21 protein-coding genes are annotated in these 18938 nt (G+C 70.5%); 15 read left to right on the top strand and 6 right to left on the bottom strand.

Annotation, left to right across the window (positions count from 1 at the left end; translation table 11 throughout):
* Positions 1–22: 22 nt before the first annotated feature.
* Both FHX78_RS14520 and FHX78_RS14515 read right to left on the bottom strand, forming a co-directional pair.
* Entirely contained in the window at positions 23–1519 is a 1497-nt protein-coding gene (locus FHX78_RS14520; protein WP_145867871.1) for a C2 family cysteine protease, read from the bottom strand.
* Positions 1519–1875: a hypothetical protein gene (locus tag FHX78_RS14515; RefSeq protein WP_145867870.1), complete on the bottom strand. Its 357-nt coding sequence runs from the start codon at positions 1873–1875 to the stop codon at positions 1519–1521. Before FHX78_RS14515 ends, FHX78_RS14520 begins: the two co-directional genes overlap by 1 nt.
* A 360-nt stretch (positions 1876–2235) precedes the next feature.
* On the opposite strand from FHX78_RS14515, the gene FHX78_RS14510 reads away from it, so the two are divergent.
* From FHX78_RS14510 to FHX78_RS14495, 4 genes are all read left to right on the top strand, one after another.
* Positions 2236–2814: a hypothetical protein gene (locus tag FHX78_RS14510; RefSeq protein WP_145867868.1), complete on the top strand. Its 579-nt coding sequence runs from the start codon at positions 2236–2238 to the stop codon at positions 2812–2814.
* A gap of 20 nt (positions 2815–2834) precedes the next feature.
* Entirely contained in the window at positions 2835–3653 is an 819-nt protein-coding gene (locus FHX78_RS14505) for a hypothetical protein (protein WP_145867866.1), read from the top strand.
* Positions 3654–3749: 96 nt separating this feature from the next.
* Complete coding sequence (locus tag FHX78_RS14500; RefSeq protein WP_145867864.1) at positions 3750–4988, top strand: mucin-2; 1239 nt, start codon at positions 3750–3752, stop codon at positions 4986–4988.
* Positions 4989–5019: 31 nt separating this feature from the next.
* A complete protein-coding gene (locus FHX78_RS14495; protein ID WP_145867863.1) occupies positions 5020–5613 on the top strand; it encodes a hypothetical protein in 594 nt (197 codons plus the stop codon).
* A gap of 6 nt (positions 5614–5619) precedes the next feature.
* Here FHX78_RS14495 and FHX78_RS14490 read toward each other — a convergent pair whose 3' ends face one another.
* The 4 genes from FHX78_RS14490 to FHX78_RS14475 all read right to left on the bottom strand — a co-directional run bounded on the left by FHX78_RS14490 (position 5620) and on the right by FHX78_RS14475 (position 10302).
* A complete protein-coding gene (locus FHX78_RS14490) occupies positions 5620–6624 on the bottom strand; it encodes a hypothetical protein (RefSeq protein WP_373312963.1) in 1005 nt (334 codons plus the stop codon).
* Positions 6625–6662: 38 nt separating this feature from the next.
* Positions 6663–7304 carry a hypothetical protein gene (locus FHX78_RS14485; protein ID WP_244403708.1) on the bottom strand — a complete coding sequence of 214 codons (642 nt, stop codon included), beginning with the start codon at positions 7302–7304 and terminating at the stop codon, positions 6663–6665.
* A 149-nt stretch (positions 7305–7453) separates the two neighbouring features.
* Positions 7454–9577, bottom strand: a complete 2124-nt coding sequence (locus tag FHX78_RS14480; protein WP_145867859.1) for a hypothetical protein — start codon at positions 9575–9577, stop codon at positions 7454–7456.
* Positions 9578–9582: 5 nt separating this feature from the next.
* Positions 9583–10302, bottom strand: coding sequence for a hypothetical protein (locus tag FHX78_RS14475; RefSeq protein WP_145867857.1), 720 nt, complete (start codon positions 10300–10302; stop codon positions 9583–9585).
* A 535-nt stretch (positions 10303–10837) separates the two neighbouring features.
* Here FHX78_RS14475 and FHX78_RS14470 point away from each other — a divergent pair.
* The 11 genes from FHX78_RS14470 (at position 10838) to FHX78_RS14420 (ending at position 18835) form a co-directional block, all read left to right on the top strand.
* Complete coding sequence (locus FHX78_RS14470) at positions 10838–11563, top strand: hypothetical protein (RefSeq protein ID WP_145867856.1); 726 nt, start codon at positions 10838–10840, stop codon at positions 11561–11563.
* 18 nt (positions 11564–11581) lie between these two features.
* Positions 11582–12454 carry a hypothetical protein gene (locus FHX78_RS14465; RefSeq protein WP_145867855.1) on the top strand — a complete coding sequence of 291 codons (873 nt, stop codon included), beginning with the start codon at positions 11582–11584 and terminating at the stop codon, positions 12452–12454.
* Positions 12451–13758 carry a TadA family conjugal transfer-associated ATPase gene (locus tag FHX78_RS14460; protein WP_145867853.1) on the top strand — a complete coding sequence of 436 codons (1308 nt, stop codon included), beginning with the start codon at positions 12451–12453 and terminating at the stop codon, positions 13756–13758. The genes FHX78_RS14465 and FHX78_RS14460 overlap by 4 nt, the downstream gene beginning before the upstream one ends.
* 97 nt (positions 13759–13855) lie before the next feature.
* On the top strand, positions 13856–14812 hold the full coding sequence (locus FHX78_RS14455) for a type II secretion system F family protein (protein WP_145871963.1): 957 nt from the start codon (positions 13856–13858) through the stop codon (positions 14810–14812).
* A gap of 14 nt (positions 14813–14826) precedes the next feature.
* Positions 14827–15735, top strand: coding sequence for a type II secretion system F family protein (locus FHX78_RS14450; protein WP_145871961.1), 909 nt, complete (start codon positions 14827–14829; stop codon positions 15733–15735).
* Positions 15736–15820: 85 nt separating this feature from the next.
* A complete protein-coding gene (locus FHX78_RS14445) occupies positions 15821–16072 on the top strand; it encodes a hypothetical protein (protein ID WP_145867851.1) in 252 nt (83 codons plus the stop codon).
* A 23-nt stretch (positions 16073–16095) separates the two neighbouring features.
* Positions 16096–16545, top strand: a complete 450-nt coding sequence (locus FHX78_RS14440; protein ID WP_145867849.1) for a TadE family protein — start codon at positions 16096–16098, stop codon at positions 16543–16545.
* On the top strand, positions 16546–17004 hold the full coding sequence (locus FHX78_RS14435; protein WP_229923826.1) for a TadE/TadG family type IV pilus assembly protein: 459 nt from the start codon (positions 16546–16548) through the stop codon (positions 17002–17004). It abuts the gene before it with no gap.
* The gene (locus FHX78_RS14430; RefSeq protein ID WP_145867848.1) at positions 17001–17462 is read left to right on the top strand and encodes a pilus assembly protein TadG-related protein; all 462 of its coding nucleotides are present in this window, start codon (positions 17001–17003) and stop codon (positions 17460–17462) included. Before FHX78_RS14435 ends, FHX78_RS14430 begins: the two co-directional genes overlap by 4 nt.
* 384 nt (positions 17463–17846) lie before the next feature.
* Positions 17847–18089 carry a hypothetical protein gene (locus FHX78_RS14425; RefSeq protein ID WP_145867846.1) on the top strand — a complete coding sequence of 81 codons (243 nt, stop codon included), beginning with the start codon at positions 17847–17849 and terminating at the stop codon, positions 18087–18089.
* A 230-nt stretch (positions 18090–18319) separates the two neighbouring features.
* Positions 18320–18835 (top strand): GNAT family N-acetyltransferase, encoded by a 516-nt coding sequence (locus tag FHX78_RS14420; protein WP_145867845.1) that lies wholly within the window; start codon positions 18320–18322, stop codon positions 18833–18835.
* The last annotated feature ends 103 nt before the right edge of the window (positions 18836–18938 follow it).

Below are 18938 nucleotides of genomic sequence, written 5' to 3'. Positions count from 1 at the left end.
CTGCCGGGTGTCACGGGCGCCGTCACGGGACATCGAATGCCTCCGGCGCCTGGAAGTACGTGTCGAACTGCTCCTGCGTCACGGTGATCGGCGGATAACCGGAGGTTCCCCAGGGGTTGCCGAGGATGACCTTGCCGTCGTCGGTGAAGCCGCGGACGTAGTAGGCGTGATTGCTGTGGTAGGTGCTGCCCCACTCCTTGGGGTGGTTCTTGTCCAGGCTCTCGTCGGCCGGGGTCGAGACGGTGACGACCTTGCCGGACTCGAACGCCCGCCTCAGCGAGTCGAGGTTCTTGTCCTCGTCCTCGCCGATGCCGAGGAAGCCACCCGTCGTCAGGTCCTCGCCCTCCTGCCCGGTGAGGTAGGGGGCGGACTTCTTCGGGTCGTCCCCCTCGATGCCGCCGTAGCCGCGCTCGTTGTCACGGTCCTCCGAGTAGACCATCGCGAAGGCCTTCTCGTAGTACGCGGGCCAGGACTCGCCGTTGCCGTACGTGCTGATCGGGTTGCCGTTCTGGTCGGTGGGCAGGTCGGCGGTCATGGTGACCCAGTGGTGGTTGCCCTCCTTGTCCCAGACCCGCACGCTGACCGTGCCGTTCGGGTTCTCCCTGATGCCTTCCTGGAGGAACCGGGGGTTCTTCTGTGCCAGACCGGCCAGCGAGGCGACGTACCAGCAGTCGCCGAACTGGTTCTGGTTGACGTCGTCGGCCGACACCCCGTTCTGGAACAGCGGGTCGCCGGGCGGCGCCCAGTGGATGCCGCTGTTGGTCTGGCCGTTCTGGTTGTTGCCGCCCTCCTCGTGCGCGCCGGTGTTGGTGAACGTCGGCTGCATGCCGGGGAAGGCCGCCTGGAACCTGGGCACGTTGTCCGGGCTGATCTTCGACAGCATCAGGCCGAGCGTGTCCCGGCGCCTGTCCTCCGGCAGACCGTTCTTGTCGAACGGGTTCCAGCCCGAGTCGCCCGTGTCGGTGAGCAGTTCGTTGTAGAAGGCGAGGTCCTTCGGGGACGCCTTGGACATGAGGGCGTCGATCTCGGCCGCCGTGAGCCCGTCGAGCTCCCCCGCGATCTTCTCCAGGTCGTCCCGGTTGCCGTTGGCGCCGAAGTCCTTGCCCCGCAGCGCCTGGAGGTTGCGCAGGGCCTCGTCGATCTTCTGGGCGTCGGGTGCCTTCTCGTCGAGGAACACGCTGCCGTCGGCGACGGGGTAACCCTTGCGTGCCAGGTCCCGCACGCCCTCCAGCTGCCTGATCCGGCGCTTCATCGACGCCTGTATGTCGCCCAGTTCGCCGGTGAGGGAGCCGGGCGGCCGGCGACGCCCGCCGAAGAACGACGGCACGGGGACCAGATCGCCGACCAGGGCTTGCAGGTCGGGGTCGCGAGAGGCGCTCTGTCCCGGAGGCAGGTTCTGCTGGGCGGAGGTCAGGAGCGCGGCCAGCTCGCTGTGCAGTTTCCCCGCGTTGCCGGCGAGGGTGTCCAGGTCGTTGGCGAGCGCGGTGAGCCTGTCGGCGTCGAATCCCCTGAAGGACATCAGCTGCCGCCCGTTCCGGTCTTCGCCTTGTCCTTCTCCTTGGCCTGCCGGTCCAGTTCGTCGGCCTGGTTCTCCCACCGCGTGGCATCGGCCAGCAGGGCGCCGCCCATGCCGTTGAGGGTGCGCTGCCGCTGCTGCAGCCTCGCGGTGCACTCGTCGGCGAAGGGGCCCTGCCAGATCGCGTTCGCGTCGTTCCCCGTACGGAAGTCGGTGGCGCGCGGGGTGGCCTTCTTCGCCGCGTCGTCGAGATACGGACCCAGCCTGCGCGCCAGCGCCCGCGCGTCGCGCGCACATTCACGCAGCCGCTCCGCGCGTCTTTTCAACTCGGCAGCGTCCTCGCTGCTCGCGTGCCGCACGTCTGGCACCTTTCCCCCGTCGGTCGTCGGTGACCGCCACTGCGCGCGGCGGCGCCATGGCAGTGCTGATGCAGCATACGAGAGCCGGTTCCACCACACAGTTGCGGAACGAAATCTCCCCCCTTCGCACAAGACGGACGCAGGCCCACCACATCGGCCTTTTGGGGTGGTCCGCAGCGCTTGAATCGGCTTTGCTTTACTGTTTCATGGCACACGCCGACCGCATGGGGAGTGCACCGCACACGGTGACCGTTCGCTGTTTTCCCTGATGTCGGCTTTTGCGGCATAAGGGCATGCCGTTCGCGGCCCAGGAGTGCGAGTGCGGTCGGACCGGCCGAAGACGAGGAAGGGGGTAAGTGAATGAGCGGGGTTTCCTTCGAGCTTCGGCGCGCGACTTCCACCCGGGGGCGCCGTGGCGAGATCTTCTCGTGGCACGGTGAGGTGGATGGCCTCGGCCGCATCGAGCTGGCCTTTCCCACCGAGCACAGTGACTACCCGTCCGAGTACTGCGAGGTGGCGGTGAGCGGTGACAGCTTCCCACTCGTCACCTATCTCGGACTGCGGTACCTGCGGCGCCCCCTGCTGGCCCGGGGGGAACTGAGGGTGGACTGGGACCCGGCGGACCTCTCCCGGAACGTCTACCGGCTCGGACGGGAGGGGCGAGCGCTTCGGCTCCAGGTCAAGGGACGCTCGTACACCTATGCCCAGGTCGGCGGCAAGCGCGGCCATGAACTGGCCCGCCCCGGCGCGGGCGTTCTCATGAGGCGTTCCAGTTGGAACAGCCCGCAGACGCTGTCCGGGACCTGCTCAAGCGAGGCCGACGCGCTCGACATCGCACTCGCCGTCGTGATGGAGGCCGTGTACACGCGGAATCTCACGACGGCCGGGGCCCTGGTATCGGTACCGGGCCGTTTTCTCAACCGGTGCAATTTTCTCTGATTTCTGGGGGACACGGCGAAATGCCTTCTTTGGATGCGGCCCGACGTCGGCTGCGGCTGTCCGATGCCCATATCAGCGTGCTGGGGCTTCTCGTCGAAGAGGAACGGATTCCGGCCGAACTGTCTCCGCGGCTGACCGAGCTGCGGGAGGCCGGGCTGATCGACGTCGAGGACAAGATCGTCGCGGATCTCTATCCGCTCGTCTCCACGTTGATGGCGCCGCGTGTCATCGCCCGTGTCGAGGTCACCGGTCCGCAGGGCGTCAGCAGTAACGGCGCCGTCATCGGCGACGACTTCATCTTCAGTCACGAGATGTGGCCCGGCTCGACGGAGTCGGAGTACGTGCCCACCGAACCCGAGTCCCTGGTGTGGTCGCTCGCCAGGATGGTGGATCTGCACCGCGACTTCGCGGACGAGGTCGACGGCAACGAGGTGATCACCTCGACGATGGGCCTGTTCGACCAGGTGGTCGCCCGCATGGAGGCCGGAGAATTCGAGGAGCCGCAGGCTGTCGCAGAGGCGACCGGGGCTCCCGTACGGCTCGCCGAGATCCTTGCCCAGCTGAACTGCATGTGGCGGATCACGATGGTTTGGAAGGGCGTGGCGCAGACGGACAGCCCCGGCGGGCTGTCCGTGAGGGCGCTGTCGGCCTGGGACTGCGGCATCGAGGGCTACTGGCTGCGTGAGCTGCCCGCCGAGCCGGTCGGTGACGGTGAGGTGGACGCGGGCAGCGTCCTGCGGGTACGACGCACCTCTGCCAAGGAACTCTGGGGCCTGATCACGGACTTGCTCCCTGACGGGGCGCAGCTGGCTGCCGAGCAGCCGCAGACGACGTCCTGAGCCCGTCACGAGGCGAATCCTGACACCGTTCGGCGTTCCTTCGGGGTGTGCACCCGCAGCTCACGAGCGGAGCGCAGCAGATATCTACGGGGAGATATGAGCGACAGTTCCCAGCGCATGGCCAACCCGTCGGACCTCGAACACCTGGCCAAGCTGTTCGACGGCAGAGGCAACCTCGGGGACAAGCTGGACGAAGCGTTCAGCCGGGCATCCCGGCTCGGGGTCCGCGACAGACTGGCTGCTCTGAAACCCATGCAGTCCTGGACCGGGGAGACGGCCACCGACCTGCGGCGCCGTGCGGCCATCCTGAGGGCCGAAAAGGGCGACCCCAAGGCCGCGGCGCTGTACGCGGGATTCAAGCCGGAGGAACTCAAAGGCCTCCAGCTGCCCCCGGACGCCCTGCTGATCGCGAACGCCTCCGTCGCCAACGGCGACAAGTTCGACGCCGCGTGGCTCAAGCGCAAACCAGGCGAGACCTACCAGGACTGGCTGCAGCGCATTCCGGGAGACGCCACCGCCAAGGTCAGCGGTGACGAGAACCTCGGTGAGGTGGTCGCCGACTACATAGAGTTCACCGCGCTTGCCTCCACTGTCCCGACAGCCTTCACGACCGCGGTCCTCGGAACGCTCAGTCTGATCAAGCGCTTCAAGCACGGCACCTTCATGAAGGCCCCGGGCACCACGATCGCGCAGATCCTCAAAGGCCGGGCTCCGTCACTGGTCCCGGCCCGTATAGCCGCATTGGGCGCTCAGATCGGCAGAAGTACACCCACTGTCGTCCTCGACGTCCTGACCGGTTCGGACCGGCTCGCCCAACTTCACGGCGGAAGGCTGTACGCCTGGGAGGCCAATCTCCTCAAGGTCGGCAACAACGTCGGTACGGCCTCCCGGGCGGCCGGCGCGAGCCGGCTGGGAGCCTTGCGATCCGGTGCGAGCGCCGCCGTGCGCACCGCCGGCTGGTGGCGGGCGGCCGGTATCGGCGGAAGCGTCGTCGCCACGGGTGTGGGCGCGTTCGACGTCATGCAGGAGGGCAACCCCGTCGAGGCGTTCAAACGGGACAAGGCCGGCTACGTCTCGAAGGTGTCCGGCGTGGCGTTCAACGCCTCTCTGACGGTCGCCATGGTCGCGCCCACCCCGATCACGATCGGCGCAGCCGTGGTCACCGGTGCGGTTTACGGTGTGTCGACGATCATCGCCAACAAGGAGAAGTTCAAGGAATTCCCCGGGAAGGTCGCCGACGCGGGTCGCTGGGCAGGAAAGAAGATCGGCGAAGGTGCCGGAAAGCTCGCGGACGGGGCGAAGAAGCTCGGCAAAGCTCTCAATCCGTTCGATTGATCCACTGTGGGGCGAAAGGTGAGGTGCGGTGATGAGTGCTGAATCCTTCGAGCTTCGCCGGTTCGAATCTCCTGGTGATGAGCGTGGTCGTGGGCGCGTAGCGTACTGGAATGGTGAAGTCGGGCGTCTCGGCTCCGTGGAATTGCTGCTGCCGGCACTTGAAGTGGTACCGGTGACCGACAGGAGTTCTTACATGGGCGTGATGGTGACCGGCGACAGTGTCCCGGTCTCTTCCTACAAGGCGCCTCCTTACGGTGGGAAGCCCCGTATCGCGGAAGGCGCGCTGAATGTCGCGGGGCAGCATGCGGTGGTGTCTCGGAGCGCCTGGCGGTGGAGCAGGGGTGGGCGGGCCCTGCGGATCTGGGCCGTGGGGCGCGAATACAGATACCGGGAGACAGTGAACAAGCGACATCACGCGCTTGAGCGGCCCGGCGTCCAAGTGCTGATGACCCGGTCCAGCTGGAAGGATCCGGAGACGATCTCCGGAGACATGCATGGATCCGTTGATTCCGTGGACCTGAGCCTGGCCATCCTCTTCGAGGGGGTCTATACGCGGAATCTGTCTCTCCGGGGAGCGGTGGTCTCCACGCCCGGCAGATTCCTGGACTCGCTCGGGGCATTGTAGTGACGTTTAGCGGTTGATGGCCTGGATCTCCTGAACCGTCACGGCCTGCTCGTTGCCGAACGTCCCGTCGGGCAGGTCACCGCCCGTGCCGCCCGTGCCGGTCCACGTGATGTCCCAGGTGACCGTGGCCCGCAGCTCGAAGGTCCCGTCGCCCGAAGAGCGCAGGTACTTCAGTCCGCAGGGCGGGGTCCGGTCGGCCTTGCCCCTGGCGTACGGCTCGCCGATGGAGCCGTCGTCGTCGATGGCGCACTCCCCGGAGGCCGGGTAGGTCTCGGCGTCCGGAGTACCGGGCTCCAGCTTCAGGGAGACGGGCTGTGCGGTCGTGGTCGCCTGGATGTTCAGGCCGCCCACAGCGATCGCGGCGGTCACCGAGGTCTCCTTGAACCGGGCCTTGTCGAGCCAGGCCCAGGTGGGAAGATTCACCTTGGTGTTGCCCTCGGGGCGGAGGGTCACTTCGGTGGCGGGGAGTTCTACGCGGCTGTACGCGAGTTCCGCGAGGACCTCGGGAGTGATCGCGTTCTCGACCGGGACGGGGTCGCCGTTCTCCACCCAGAAGGGCTTCCTGTCGCAGGCCTGGGCCTCGGGTTCCATGCTGCGGTCCTCGTCACGGACGGCGACCCACCAGTTGCCTTCGTCCTTCTTGTCGAGGTTGTAGTTCTCGTACGTGCCGTCCTTGTACTCGTTCCGGAACATGCCGACCGCGCTCTTGGCGTAGCTGTGCTGACCCGGGGTGTTGACGGTGTCGTCGTACATCGTCTCCACGTAGTCGCGGAACTCCGCTGCCGAACGGGGCTCGTACCAGCAGGCGGGGGGTGTCCAGTCCCCCACGGGCTGCAGGCCGCCTCCGTCACCGCCACCACCGCCCTGGGTGCCGGCGGTGGCTCCGCTGTAGACGACCCTGGAGACGAGGCTGGTGCCCTCGCGCCCACCGCCGGTGTCCGTCGTGCTCCCCTGGGAGCTGCCGCCTCCACGCTGTGCGAACGCGGTACCGGGAACCAGGGCCAACGCCACAGCCGTCAGCGCTGCCCCGGCACGCCCCAACCGCAGGCTCACGCGACGCACTTGGCGTTCCCCCTCTCCGAGAGGAGGCTCGTGGTCTGCCAAATCCCGTTCTGATCCTTCTGGACGCGGGTGTTGTAAGCGACGTACGAGTCGTTGTTCACAGCGATCTCGTCGGCCTTGCCGGTCTTGCGGTCCTTGTCCGCGGCCTTGGTCTCGTCGGCGCAGTAGGCGAGGGCGGCGGTGTCCTTGTCGACCATCACCAGGTCGGGGTTGTAGAAGCGCACCGTCCCGGTGATGGACTTGCCGTCGTCCACGTACCGCTGCACCCACTGCGCGGCTTCGGCCAGCGCTTCGTCCTTGTAGTAGAACGGCAGGGCTTCGGACTCGGGATCGGCCGCGACGATGGCCGCGTCCGTTGCGTTGATGCGCTGGGTGACGTCCTCGAGGAGCGCGTCCTTGGCCGGGTCTCCGGTCTTCCACTGTTCGAACACGTTCTTGACGTCGCCGGGAAGCGTGATCTTCGGGCGCTGCGCGGTCCCGGACGTGTCGGCGGTGGGGGACGCGGTGGTCTCGGAACCGCTGGTGTCGGCCCCCGCGATCGCGTCGTCGCCCTTGGAGTTCGCGTCTTCACCTCCGCATGCGGTCAGGAGCAGGGCCGCCGTCGTGGTGAGTGCGACGGCAACGGGCAAAGAGCGGCGCTTCACAGTGACTCCCCGTGAGACGGATGGGCGGTCGAGGACATTGACGGTATCGGTGTGATTCCTGGTTTCGCCACAGCGAAGCCGTTGGGGCAGGGGTGGTGGGTGCGGTGGTTCATGTCGGTCGGTGTCCGTCCCGTTCAGCCGGCGTTCACGCTCTCCCGCACCCTCGTCACCAGCCCCGCGTACCCGTCCGACAGGGGCGACAGCAGGCCGTCCGCGGGCTCGTCGTAGCGGACGGGGGTGCCTGAGGGGCGGGGGAGGGTGAGGAACTGCTGGTGGAGGTCGCCGGGGGCCGCTGTCGCCGTGTCGCGGCAGAAGGTGCAGAGGGGGAGGAAGCGGCGGCGGTGGGGGTCGGCGGTGACGCGTACATGGCGGCGGGTGACGGCCGTGCCGTGGAGGGGGTTCACCGCGCAGCAGCGGGCGCTGTCGTCACCCTCGACGGCCGCCCGGGCAGCGCGGGCCAGCACGGTGACCGCAAGCAGGTGGGCCGGGGGTGTGCGCGGGTCGCCGAGGCCGGCGGTTCCGGTGAGGAGGAGGGCAGCCTCGTAGCGGTCCCGGGCGGCCCGGGGCGGGGACGGCTGGGCCGCCTCCACGGCGGACCTCGCGGCGCGCAGTTCCGCCCGGGCCGTGCGGCGCAGGAACGCCGCCGACGGGAACGCCGGCGCCGTGCCGGGTGAGGCCGGGAGCAGGGCCCAGCCGAGCCGGCGCCTCACCCGGGTGACGGCCGTCCACGCACCGGCCACCACGCCCCACACCAGCAGTGCCGCCAACGCGCCGACGAACAGGCCCGGCCAGAAGTCGGTGGCGAACAGGGGCGGAAGGGTGTGCTCCTTGGAGGGGCTGGGGGCATGGGCCGGGCTGCCGACGCTGCTCGGTTCCTCGGTGCGCGGCGCCTCGTCGAGGTACGTCATGAGGGCGTCGAGGCGTTCGGCCAGGAGGTGGTCGTCCGCCTCGTCCGCCTCCTCGGTGCCGTACGCGATGGCGTCGGGGAGGTCGAGGAGGAGGTCGTAGCTGTCCAGCCGCAGGCCGTGGTTGAAGACGTCGATGGAACCGGTCAGCGGGTCGGCGGCGACGTACACGCCGTCCATGTCCAGGGCGGCGTGGACCGCCGCGGAGAACAGTTCCTCGTCGCCCGCCGACTCGTCCTCCGGGGTGTGGGGGACGAGCGTGACGAAGACGGGGCCGCCGCCCTCGGACCGCTCGAAGCGCGCGATGCGGTCGTGGAGGCGGGAGAGCTGCGCGGCGTCCAGGCGTCCCGGGCTCTCAGGGTCCTGGTAGACCGGGTCGCGGGTGAGGCCGGCCGTGACGCGGTCGACGCGGGCGGAGAGGTCCGCCGGGGTGGGGGTGGGGGACGCGCTGCTGCGGGTCTGGTCGAAGAGCAGCGGAGCGCAGACGCCGATCGCGGCGGCCGCGGCCAGTGCGGCGGCGGGCAGGGCGATCCGGTGGAGGAGTGGGCGCGCGGGCGCTGGGGTGGAGGGCTTGTTCTTCTTCCCCTTCCTCCTGCCGGCCGGGGGGTGGCCGGAGCGCAGGCGGCGGCGTGCGTACGGGACCAGCAGCAGGAGGGACAGGGGTACGCCGGTGAGCGCGATGCCCGTGAGGAACGACTGGTTCCGGCGGTCGGCCGGGCCGATGTACATCTCCTCGGGTGCACCGTCCCCGTGGGCGGCGGCCGCCGCGTCCACCCGGGCCCCGGCCTCCTTCGCGCCCTCGGCGACGATGTCCACGAAGCGCTCGAAGCTGCGCAGCGCGCCCGCGTCGTGGGGGAGTTCGTGACGTGCCGCCCACAGGGCGTCCTCGGCGGGGGCCCGCACCCCGAACGACCTGGCCGCCGTGACCTCCGACTCGTCCACGAGCACGTACAGCCCGTCGCGTGCCAGCCGTTCGTGTACGGCGCCGAGCAGGTCGTCGCCGTAGGAGTACGGGGTGGGCAGGACCAGGACGTACGTCGGCACGCCGGTGCGCTTGGCCAGGCGGGCGAAGTCCGGGGCGAGGGAGCGCGGGACCGCGCGCGGCAGCTGGTCGGTGACGTGGACCGGGTGGTCGCGGAGGCGGTCGGCGAGATGGGCGGCCTGGGAGGGGGGCCGGGTCCCCGGCCCCGGCTGGGCCTGGGCGGCGGGGGCGGTCGCCAGCGCCGTGACGACGGCACAGAGGGCCAGGAGCAGGAGGGCCGCACGGCGACGCACGGGCAGGGGCGGGGCGGTCGCCCGGCGACGGCGGGGCAGGATCGGGCGGGCCGCCCGGCGACGGACGGGCAGGAGCACGGGGTTCACCTCAACCGCCCGTTCTGTGCCCGCACCACCGTCTCCGCCGGCTTCGCGTCGCTCGGCCTGCCCTGCGCGATGGCCATGCCGTCGGCGGCGAAGTAGACGCCGATGACGTCGCCGTGGCGGACGACCTCCGTGTGGTGGGTGTGGGTGACGCCGCGGAAGGTCATCGTGGCCTTGAAGCCGAGGGACTCGTCGCCGGCCGGTGCGACCTCCTCCGCGGTGACGGAGTCGTACGAGCTGGTGCCGCCGCTCGCCGTGGCCGTGAAGCCGTCGCCGCAGGAGTCCACGGCCTTCCTCGCCTCGTTCATGGCGGCCCGGGCCCCGTCGGCGGCGTAGGCGGTGAGGGTGACGTAGGTGTGCGTGGCGGTGGGGTTCTTCGACAGCACCCGGGTGAGGTCGGCCCGCGGGTCGCCGAGCGGAAGCTGGTTGGCGGTGTGGGCCAGGGGTGCGCAGACCTGCCGGTCGAGTGTCACGTCCTCGGGGGACTCGGCGAAGCGGAAGTCGTCCGAGGGCGGTTCCACCGGCAGTCCGTCGACGTCGGCCGGTGTGACCATGAGCGCGGCGAGCCGCTCGGCCGGCGTCGGCGGCTTCGTCACGGACGCGGAGGGGCGGGGCTCGCCGGTCGTGCCGTCCGGCTCCGCGCCCGCGCCGCACGCGGTGAGCGCGGCGAGGGAGAGTGCGGAGAAGGCGGAGGCGGCGAGCAGGGCGGCACGCTTCATGGATGGCTCCCTGGTGGTCGGTCGAGTCCTGAGGCGAGCGGGAACGAGCGCGTCACGGCGCGCCTGCGGACTCATCCGTCCCCCGTGTCCCCGTACTTACGTTCCGTCACTGGCCCGGTCGACGATCATGGCATGGCCGATCGGCCACCTCGTGAGTGAATCGTGCAGGCCTCATGAGCGGTGCGTGATGAAGCGCATGTGCTGCGTGGTTGCCGGGTCGGTGCGGGGGTTCGCTCGCGCACAGGGGCGCGGGTGGTGGCGCGGTGGGCGCCAACTGGGGTGTTCACGGCGGTAATTGCAGATGAGTAACGGTGTGCGGGGTGAGGTGGGTGGGGCGGGCTCTGCCTTGAGGGGCTTATGTGTGGCTGATACGGTGCGATGGCTTGACACTCACCCCCAGCGTTGGCTATTCGCCCAGGTCGGGCGGGCATGTCCGGCGCGTCCCGCATGTCCGTGAGCGACTGGGCGTGGGTGAAGTGTCGTCGATTTCAGGGCAATTGGCAGACTTTTTCTTGGGTGTACGGGGAGCGGTTGCGTGAAGATCCAAGAGCGTACGGGGGCGGGCGCGGGTCGTTCCGCGGTTCCGGCTCAGCCGCCGGTCGGTGACCGGCTTCCCACTCCGCCCCGCGAGCGCAAACCGGCGCTGGCCGCGCTCGCCGTGCTGCTGATCCTCGTCGGCGCGCTCGGCGCGACGATGCTCGTGCTCCAGGCCGGGGACCGCATCGAGGTCGTCAAGGTCGAGAACGAGATCCAGGCCGGGGAGTCCGTCACCGACAAGGACGTGACCTCCGTGATGGTCGCCGAGGACGAGGGCATCAACTACGTCCTCTGGAGCCAGCTGGACACGCTCAAGACCATGAAGGCGAAGACCACGATCTACCCGGACACGGTCGTCCAGGGCCAGATGTTCGCCGTGAAGAGCAGCCTGCCCGAGGGCAAGGCCTCCGTGGGCCTCGCCCTCAAGGAGGGCCAGTACCCGTCGGACATCAAGCCCGGCGACACCGTGGCGGCCTACCGGGTCGGCGGTGCCGGCTCCGGCTCGAACGACTCCGACGACACCGGCGCCGGTGCGGGCGGCGGCTCGTCCTCCGGCGCACTCGTCGACGACGCACGGGTGAACGTCGTCGCGGACGACAGCGACTCCACCGTGAGCACGGGGAGCAGGACGCTCACCCTCCTCGTCGACCAGGCCGACGCGGCAGCGCTCGCCTCGGCGGCGGCCGCGGGTGAGGTCGCCATCGTGCACGTCCCCGGCAACTGAGAAGGCGGCACCCCACCCATGGCCCTCATCGCCCTCGCCGCCGACAAGGGTTCCCCCGGCGTCACCACCGCGGCCGTCGCCCTCGCGGCGGTCTGGCCGCGGCGGGTGCTGCTCGCCGAGACCGACCCGGCGGGCGGTGACCTCGTCTACCGCAGCGCCGCCGCGCACGGCGGGCCGCTGAACCCGAACACCGGGATGCTGTCCATCGCCGCCACCGCGCGGCGCGGACTCGTGCCCGACCAGCTCTGGGACCACGTCCAGCCGTTGAGCGGCGGACTCGAAGTGCTCGTCGGGCTCGGCATCGCCGAGCAGGCCGCCGGGCTCGCCGGCCTGTGGCCGACGCTCGGGCACGCCTTCGCCGCGCTCGGCGACTCCCCGCACGCGCCCGCCGACGTCATCGCCGACTGCGGGCGGATCAGCGGGGACACCCCGGCCGTCGAGCTGTTCGCGCACGCCTCCCTCGTCCTGCTCGTCTCGCGCACCGAACCGGAGGCGCTCGCGCGCGTGCGGGACCGGGCCGCCGCGCTCGCCGGCAAGCTGCACGGCGGGCCGCGCGGTGCCGCGAGCCTCGGCAACCCGGTGATCGGCGTCGTCCTGATCGCCGACACGGGCAACGCCCCCAAGCTCGCCTCCCAGGTGAACGACATGCTCGTCCACGCCCAGACCGGCGCCCGCGTGGTCGGCACGCTCGCCGACGACCCGGCCGGCGCCGAGCAGTTGGCCGGCCGCCGGCGGGGGCGGCTCGACAAGTCGCTGCTGATCCGCTCCGCCCGCAAGGTGACGGCCGACGTGTACCAGCAGTACGGCGCCGCCTGGGCCGCGTCCGCGCAGGCCCAGCAGGTCCCGCCGCACGCCCAGCAGGCGCACCAGACGCGCGGGGCCGGGCGATGACCGCTGTCGACCACCAGCTGGTCAAGCGGTTCCGGCAGGACGCCGGCGACCGGATCGCCGAACAGCGGCGCCTCGACCAGGTCAACGGCGTCACGCCGATGTCCACCGAGGACGAGCGGCAGTACGCGCGGGCCGTCATAGCCCAGATACTGGAGGAGTACGCCCGCGCCGAGATCAACGCGGGCCGTACGCCGCTGGACGCCGAGACCGAGGAGCAGTACGCGGCCGCCGTGCACGCCGCGCTGTTCGGGGTGGGCCGGCTCCAGCCGCTGCTCGACGACCCCGAGGTCGAGAACATCGACATCAACGGCTGCGACCAGGTGTTCGTCGGCTACTCGGACGGCCGGGAGACGCGCGGCGAGCCCGTCGCGGAGACCGACGAGGAGCTCATCGAGCTGATCCAGGTGCTGGGCGCCTACTCCGGTCTGTCGTCGCGCCCCTTCGACTCCGCCAATCCGCAGCTCGACCTGCGGCTGCCGGACGGCTCGCGGCTGTCGGCCGTCATGGACGTGGCGCGGCGGCCCGCGCTGTCCATCCGCCGGGCGCGGATGGGCAAGGTGTTCATCTCCGACCTGGTCGGCAACGGCACGCTGACGCCGGAACTGGGGCACTTCCTCGCCTGTGCCGTCCGGGCCCGCAAGAACATCATGATCGCGGGCGCGACCAACGCCGGTAAGACCACGCTGCTGCGCGCCCTCGCCAACGAGATCCCGCCGCACGAGCGGCTCATCACCGTCGAACGGGCGCTGGAGCTGGGCCTCGACACCTTCCCCGACCTGCACCCCAACGTGGTGGCGTTCGAGGAGCGGCTGCCCAACTCCGAGGGGCAGGGGGCCATCTCGATGGCGGAGCTGGTGCGCCGTTCGCTGCGCATGAACCCCTCCCGGGTCATCGTGGGCGAGGTGCTCGGCGACGAGATCGTGACCATGCTGAACGCGATGTCCCAGGGCAACGACGGCTCGCTGTCCACGATCCACGCCAACAGCTCCAGCGAGGTCTTCAACCGCATCTCCACCTACGCCCTCCAGGCGACGGAGCGACTGCCCATCGAGGCCAGCCAGATGCTCATCGCGGGCGCGGTGAACTTCGTCGTCTTCATCCAGCGGCGCAACGACTACCAGAGCGGCGGCCGCCTCCAGCGCATGGTCACCTCCGTCCGCGAGGTCAACGGCGTCGACGGGCGCGTGCTGTCCAGCGAGGTGTTCGCCGAGGCCCCCGACGGCCGCGTCGCCGCCCACGCCCCCATAGCCTGCCTGGAGGAACTGATGGCGTACGGCTACCGGCCCAGCGGAACGTGGGGGTGAGCCGCCGGTGCACCCTGTGACCCAAGTGACAGAAGTGACTCAGGCGACTCCCGTGACCCAGGTGTCCGCGACCACCGACCTCGGCTCGCTCGGCTCCATGGGCGGACTGTTCTCCACCACCGTCCTGTACGCGCTCGCCTGCGGCGTCGCCGTCGGCGGCGGGCTCGCCCTGCTCGCCGTCGCCGTACGCGGACTGCCCGCCAAGCCCGAGCACGAGCGGCAGAAGGCCGGCGAGCGCGCGAACGAGCTGATCCGGTTCGCCGGGCGGCGCGGCTCCCTCGCCGCGATCGTCGGCCTCGTCGTGCTGCTGCTGACCCGCTGGATGGTCGCCGGCATCGCCGCCGCCGTCCTCGTCTTCTTCTGGGACCGCCTCTTCGGCGGCGCCGCCGAGGAACGGGCCGCGATGCGGCGGGTGGAGGCGCTGGCCTCCTGGACCGAGTCACTGCGCGACACCATCGCCGGCGCGGTGGGCCTGGAGCAGGCCATCCCGGCGTCCGCCCGCGCCGCCGCACCGGTGCTGCGCCCGCACCTCGACGCGCTCGTCGACCGGCTGCGCTCGCGCACCCCGCTGCCCGACGCGCTCCAGCAGCTCGCCGACGAGATCGACGACGCCTCCGCCGACATCATCGTCGCCGCCCTCATCCTCAACGCGCGGCTGCGCGGCCCGGGTCTGCGGCAGGTCCTCGGCGCGCTCGCCAAGTCGGCGCGCGAGGAGGTGGACATGCGGCAGCGCGTGATGGCGCAGCGCGCCTCCACCCGGCGGTCGGTGCAGATCGTCGTCGCCGTGTCGATCGCGTTCGTCCTCGGCCTGTCCGTCTTCAACCGCGATTTCGTCGAGCCGTACGGCACACCGGTCGGGCAACTCGTCCTCGCCTGTGTCTGCGGGCTGTTCGCGCTCGGCTTCTGGTGGCTGCGCAAGCTGTCCACCATCGAGACGCCCGAACGCTTCCTGGTGCGCGACGAGCCTGCGGTCCAGTTCGTCCGGCCGCGCGATCCCGGCGCCGCCGTGCCGCAACAGACGCCGCTTCCGCAGGACGAGGGGGTACGCCGGTGAGTGACGACCTGACGATGCCGGTGGCCGTCGGCGCGGTCATCGGACTGGGGATCTACGTCCTTGTCCGCGCGCTGATGCCCACCAAGCGCAGTGCGCTCGCCCAGGTCGCCCGCATCGACGCGATGCGGGCGCGCGGGACGGCGTACCAGTCGGCGCGCACGGAGCGGGACACCGGCCGCCTCGGCACGCTGCGGGGCGAAGTGGGCGCGCGCGTCGCCGAGTTCTACCTGCAGCAGGGCTGGGAGCAGCGCTCGCTGCGGGCGGACCTGGCGGTGCTGGGCCGCAGCTGGGAGAAGTTCCTGGCGACCAAGGTGCTGCTGGCGGTCGCGGGCCTGTTCTTCGGCCCGTTCCTCTTCGCGATCGTCTTCACGCTCGGGGTCGGCCGGAGCCCGATCATCCCGGTCTGGCTCGCCCTGCTGTGCGCGGCGCTGTTCTTCTTCCTGCCCGACCTGGAGGTGCGCCGGGACGCCGCCGAGAAGCGGCGCGACCTGCGCCGGGTGATCGGCGCGTACCTGGACCTGGTGTCGATGAGCCTGGCCGGCGGCCGGGGTCTGCCGGAGGCGCTGATGGCGGCGGCCGAGGTGTCCGACGGCTGGGCCACCCACCGCATCCGCAACGCCCTCGCCGACGCCCGGATCACCGGCATCAGCCAGTGGCAGGCGCTGGGGCAGCTCGGGGAGGAGCTGGGCGTGGAGGAGCTGAAGGACCTCTCCGCCTCGCTGGCGCTGGTCGCCGACGACGGCGCCAAGGTGCGGGAGTCCCTCGCCTCGCGCGCCGAGACCATGCGGCACCGCGAACTCGCCGAGATCGAGGGCAGCGCGGGTGAGAAGTCCCAGTCGATGCTCGTGGCGCAGCTGCTGCTGTGCGCGGGGTTCCTGGTGTTCCTGATCTTCCCCGCGGCGATGCGGGTGTTCCAGGTGTGAGCTCCATGACCGGTGGTGCGCGAACCGCGGACCGTGAACCGTACGTCAGACCTTCCGTGAACCGAATTCGAGAGGACAACGCGTCATGAACGGACGTACCTTGCACACCGGCATCCCCGCCGTGGACTTCCTGGTCACCTTCCTGCGGGCCCGCGTGGAGCGCGCCCGCTCCGGCGAGCTGGACCGCGGCGCGTCCGCCGTCGAGTGGGTCATCATCTCCGCGGTCGTCGTCGCGATCGTCGGTGTCGTGGCCGCCATCATCAACGCCGCGCTGAGCGAGGGCGCCAACAAGGTCGGCGACTGCATCAAGGGCGCGGACGCGGGCAAGACCTGCTGACCGCGGTCACCGCTGCTACGGGGATGTCGGTGCGCGTACGCCGCTGGGTACGCCGACGGGTGGAGGCCGCCTCCGCCCGCGGCGATTCCGGCATGAGCGCGATCGAGTTCGTGCTGCTCACGCCCGTCCTGTTCTTCATGATCTTCGCCACGGTGCAGTTCGCGCTGTACTTCTTCGCCGATCACGTCGCCCAGGCGGCGGCGCAGGCGGGCGCGCGCAAGGCGCGGGCGACGGCCCACGACCAGCCGGGCGGCTGGCGCGGCGAGGCGCGGGACGTGGTGGACAGCTACATCCGGCAACTGGGACCGCAGCTGGTGCTGGGTGCGGACGTGCGGATGCTCCAGCCGGAGCAGAACACGGTGGGCGTGGAGATCACGGCACGCATCCCGACGGTGTTCCCCGGGCTGGACCTGACGGTGCACGCGGAGTCGATGGGGCCGGTGGAGCGGTTCGTGCAGGAGGGGGAGAACTAGATGGACCTCTCCGTCTTCGGCGGACGGACCCCGCCGGCCGACGGCCACGACCAGGACCGGAAGCGGGACCGGGACCGGGGGCTGTCCACCGTCGAGGTGGTCATCCTCGCGCCGGTGATGATCCTCTTCATCCTGGTGCTGGTGGGCTTCGGGCAACTGGTCGACGGACGCGGCGCGCTGGACGGCGCCGCCCGGGACGCGGCGCGCGCCGGCTCCATCCAGAAGGACCACGGTACGGCGATGGCCGAGGCACGTGCGGCGGCGGAGGCGAACCTGGACGACGTCTGCGCGGGTCCGGTGACCGTCCGTCAGACCAGCCCGGGCTTCGAGCCGGACACCTTCTTCACCGTCGAGGTGAGCTGCGAGGTGCGGGGGCTCGCCATGCTGGGCCTGGACATCCCGACGACCCTGTCCGCGAGCTTCAGCTCCCCGCTGGACCCGTACCGGAGGACGGCGTGAGCGCGCGCATCCACAGCTGGCTGTCGGACCGCCGTGGGCGCCTGGACGACCGCGGCTCGGGCGCCGGCGCGGTCATCGTCTTCGCGCTCGTCTTCCTCTCCCTGTCGGCCTTCGTCATCGACGGCGGCATGTCCATCTCCAAGCGGGAGCGGGCGGCCGACATCGCGGAGCAGGCCGCGCGCTACGCCGCCCAGGACATCGACCGCGAGGCCCTCTACGACAACGAGGGCGGCCCCGCGCCGATCAACTACGAGAACTGTGACGCCCGGGTGAAGGCGTTCGCCCGGGAGATGGACCTGTCCGGCCCGGACGTCGCGGCCACCCACTGCGTCGCCGCCAACGCCCAAGCCGTGGAAGTAGAGGTGCAGTTGACCTACGCGCCGGTCTTCACGGGCATGTTCTACGGCGGCGACGTGGTGGTCCACGGGCAGGCCGTCGCGGAGAACGAGGTGGGCTGACGCCCCCGGAAGTGTCACCGGCGCGCCGTCCCGAAAAATCCCTCGGACCTGCACACCGTTCACCGCGAGGTCGTACGGAAAGGGACCTGAACCGGGAGGAACCCACGGCGTGCGGTGAGCAGTCGCCGGGAACGGCGCCCGCCGGTCGCCGCCGGCTCCGTGAACCGGTGGGTAGCGTGAAGGCCGCGGTGAATTCCGTGACCGTATTGCCACACTGATGAATTCGGTGACGCTGAGGCAGTGCGCGTCAACTGCGCGCCACTGGTCGGCTGTTCGCATGCGTGCTTTGATCAGTGCGCACGGCTCGTCGGAGTGAGTCCCGGTTCCGGGCGTCCGGCGAACTCCCCGCCGCTGCATTCCTTGCTACGAATGGAAAGGCCAGCCATGAACTTCGCCTCGCAGGTCGAAACGGCCGAAATCTCCGACGCCGACCTGGACGCCGTGTCCGGCGGTCAGTCGGTCTCCGCCGGCCTCGACGCCGCCGTGGCCGTCACCACCGCCGGTGGCTCCGCCGGTGTGGGCGCGTACGCCGAGGTGGGCCCGCTCTCCGTGTGCGCCGGTGTCGGCGGCTCGGTGACCCCGGGCGGCATCGCGGGCGACGGCCACGTGCACACCACGTCGGTCTGAGCACCGCTGCCGACATTCACTGACAGCGCGTGAGGTGGGCCCCGGACTTTCCCCGTCCGGGGTCCACCGGCACCATCGAGGGGCGGGCCGCTTCCCGCCCCTTTCCCCTTTTCTCCCCCTTGCCTTCGGGGGCATTTCCGAATGCACCACCGATGGCGTCCGACACCGACATACTGAATAACGAGTGCGTGCGCACACGGGAAGTCCGATGACCGGCAGAAGGGTCCGCGGTGCTGCTGAGGGATGTCACACCCGACGACGTCGACGCCTACGTCCGGATGCGCTGCGACCCCGTCATGATGAGGGACCTCGGCGGTCCGCTGCCGCGCGACGGCATGCGGGCGAAGGTCGAGCACGATGTCCGCCGAGCCGCTGAGGACACCGCCTGGACGAAGATGATCGTCCCCGAGGGAGCCGCCCCGTCCGTCGTCGCCGGCACCGTGACACTGCGGTCCCACGACGACGGCGGGCAGCGCGTCTCGGAGATCGGCTGGATGGTGCTGCCCGCCCACCAGGGGCAGGGCCTGGGCAAGCGCGCCGTGCGCACGCTGCTCGGGATGGCCGCCGAGGACGGCCGCTGGGGGCTCGTCCACGCCTTCCCCGCGGTCGGCAACGCGCCCTCCAACGGCATCTGCCGCACCCTCGGCTTCACCCTCCTCGGCCAACGGGACGTGACCTTCGCCGGCCGGCTGCTGCGCAGCAACCACTGGACGATCGAACCCCGCCCCGGCGTCAGCGGTCGCTGACCGGACCTCCTGGACGCTCGCGGTCACCGGAGGCCGGACAGGTTTCCGCGACCGGCGTGACGGTGGCGGGCGGACATGCCGCGGCGACCGTCGGGCCCGACAG

Source organism: Streptomyces capillispiralis, from assembly GCF_007829875.1.
Lineage (GTDB): Bacteria > Actinomycetota > Actinomycetes > Streptomycetales > Streptomycetaceae > Streptomyces > Streptomyces capillispiralis.
This window is presented reverse-complemented; position numbering and strand designations above follow the sequence as displayed.

Excerpts from the sequence above, each read along its gene's own strand:
- FHX78_RS14520 (WP_145867871.1), bottom strand. The coding sequence starts at position 1,519 with ATGTCCTTCAGGGGATTCGACGCCGACAGGCTCACCGCGCTCGCCAAC.
- FHX78_RS14510 (WP_145867868.1), top strand. The coding sequence starts at position 2,236 with ATGAGCGGGGTTTCCTTCGAGCTTCGGCGCGCGACTTCCACCCGGGGG.
- FHX78_RS14505 (WP_145867866.1), top strand. The coding sequence starts at position 2,835 with ATGCCTTCTTTGGATGCGGCCCGACGTCGGCTGCGGCTGTCCGATGCC.
- FHX78_RS14500 (WP_145867864.1), top strand. The coding sequence starts at position 3,750 with ATGAGCGACAGTTCCCAGCGCATGGCCAACCCGTCGGACCTCGAACAC.
- FHX78_RS14495 (WP_145867863.1), top strand. The coding sequence starts at position 5,020 with ATGAGTGCTGAATCCTTCGAGCTTCGCCGGTTCGAATCTCCTGGTGAT.
- FHX78_RS14475 (WP_145867857.1), bottom strand. The coding sequence starts at position 10,302 with ATGAAGCGTGCCGCCCTGCTCGCCGCCTCCGCCTTCTCCGCACTCTCC.
- FHX78_RS14465 (WP_145867855.1), top strand. The coding sequence starts at position 11,582 with ATGGCCCTCATCGCCCTCGCCGCCGACAAGGGTTCCCCCGGCGTCACC.
- FHX78_RS14460 (WP_145867853.1), top strand. The coding sequence starts at position 12,451 with ATGACCGCTGTCGACCACCAGCTGGTCAAGCGGTTCCGGCAGGACGCC.
- FHX78_RS14455 (WP_145871963.1), top strand. The coding sequence starts at position 13,856 with ATGGGCGGACTGTTCTCCACCACCGTCCTGTACGCGCTCGCCTGCGGC.
- FHX78_RS14450 (WP_145871961.1), top strand. The coding sequence starts at position 14,827 with ATGCCGGTGGCCGTCGGCGCGGTCATCGGACTGGGGATCTACGTCCTT.
- FHX78_RS14445 (WP_145867851.1), top strand. The coding sequence starts at position 15,821 with ATGAACGGACGTACCTTGCACACCGGCATCCCCGCCGTGGACTTCCTG.
- FHX78_RS14440 (WP_145867849.1), top strand. The coding sequence starts at position 16,096 with ATGTCGGTGCGCGTACGCCGCTGGGTACGCCGACGGGTGGAGGCCGCC.
- FHX78_RS14435 (WP_229923826.1), top strand. The coding sequence starts at position 16,546 with ATGGACCTCTCCGTCTTCGGCGGACGGACCCCGCCGGCCGACGGCCAC.
- FHX78_RS14425 (WP_145867846.1), top strand. The coding sequence starts at position 17,847 with ATGAACTTCGCCTCGCAGGTCGAAACGGCCGAAATCTCCGACGCCGAC.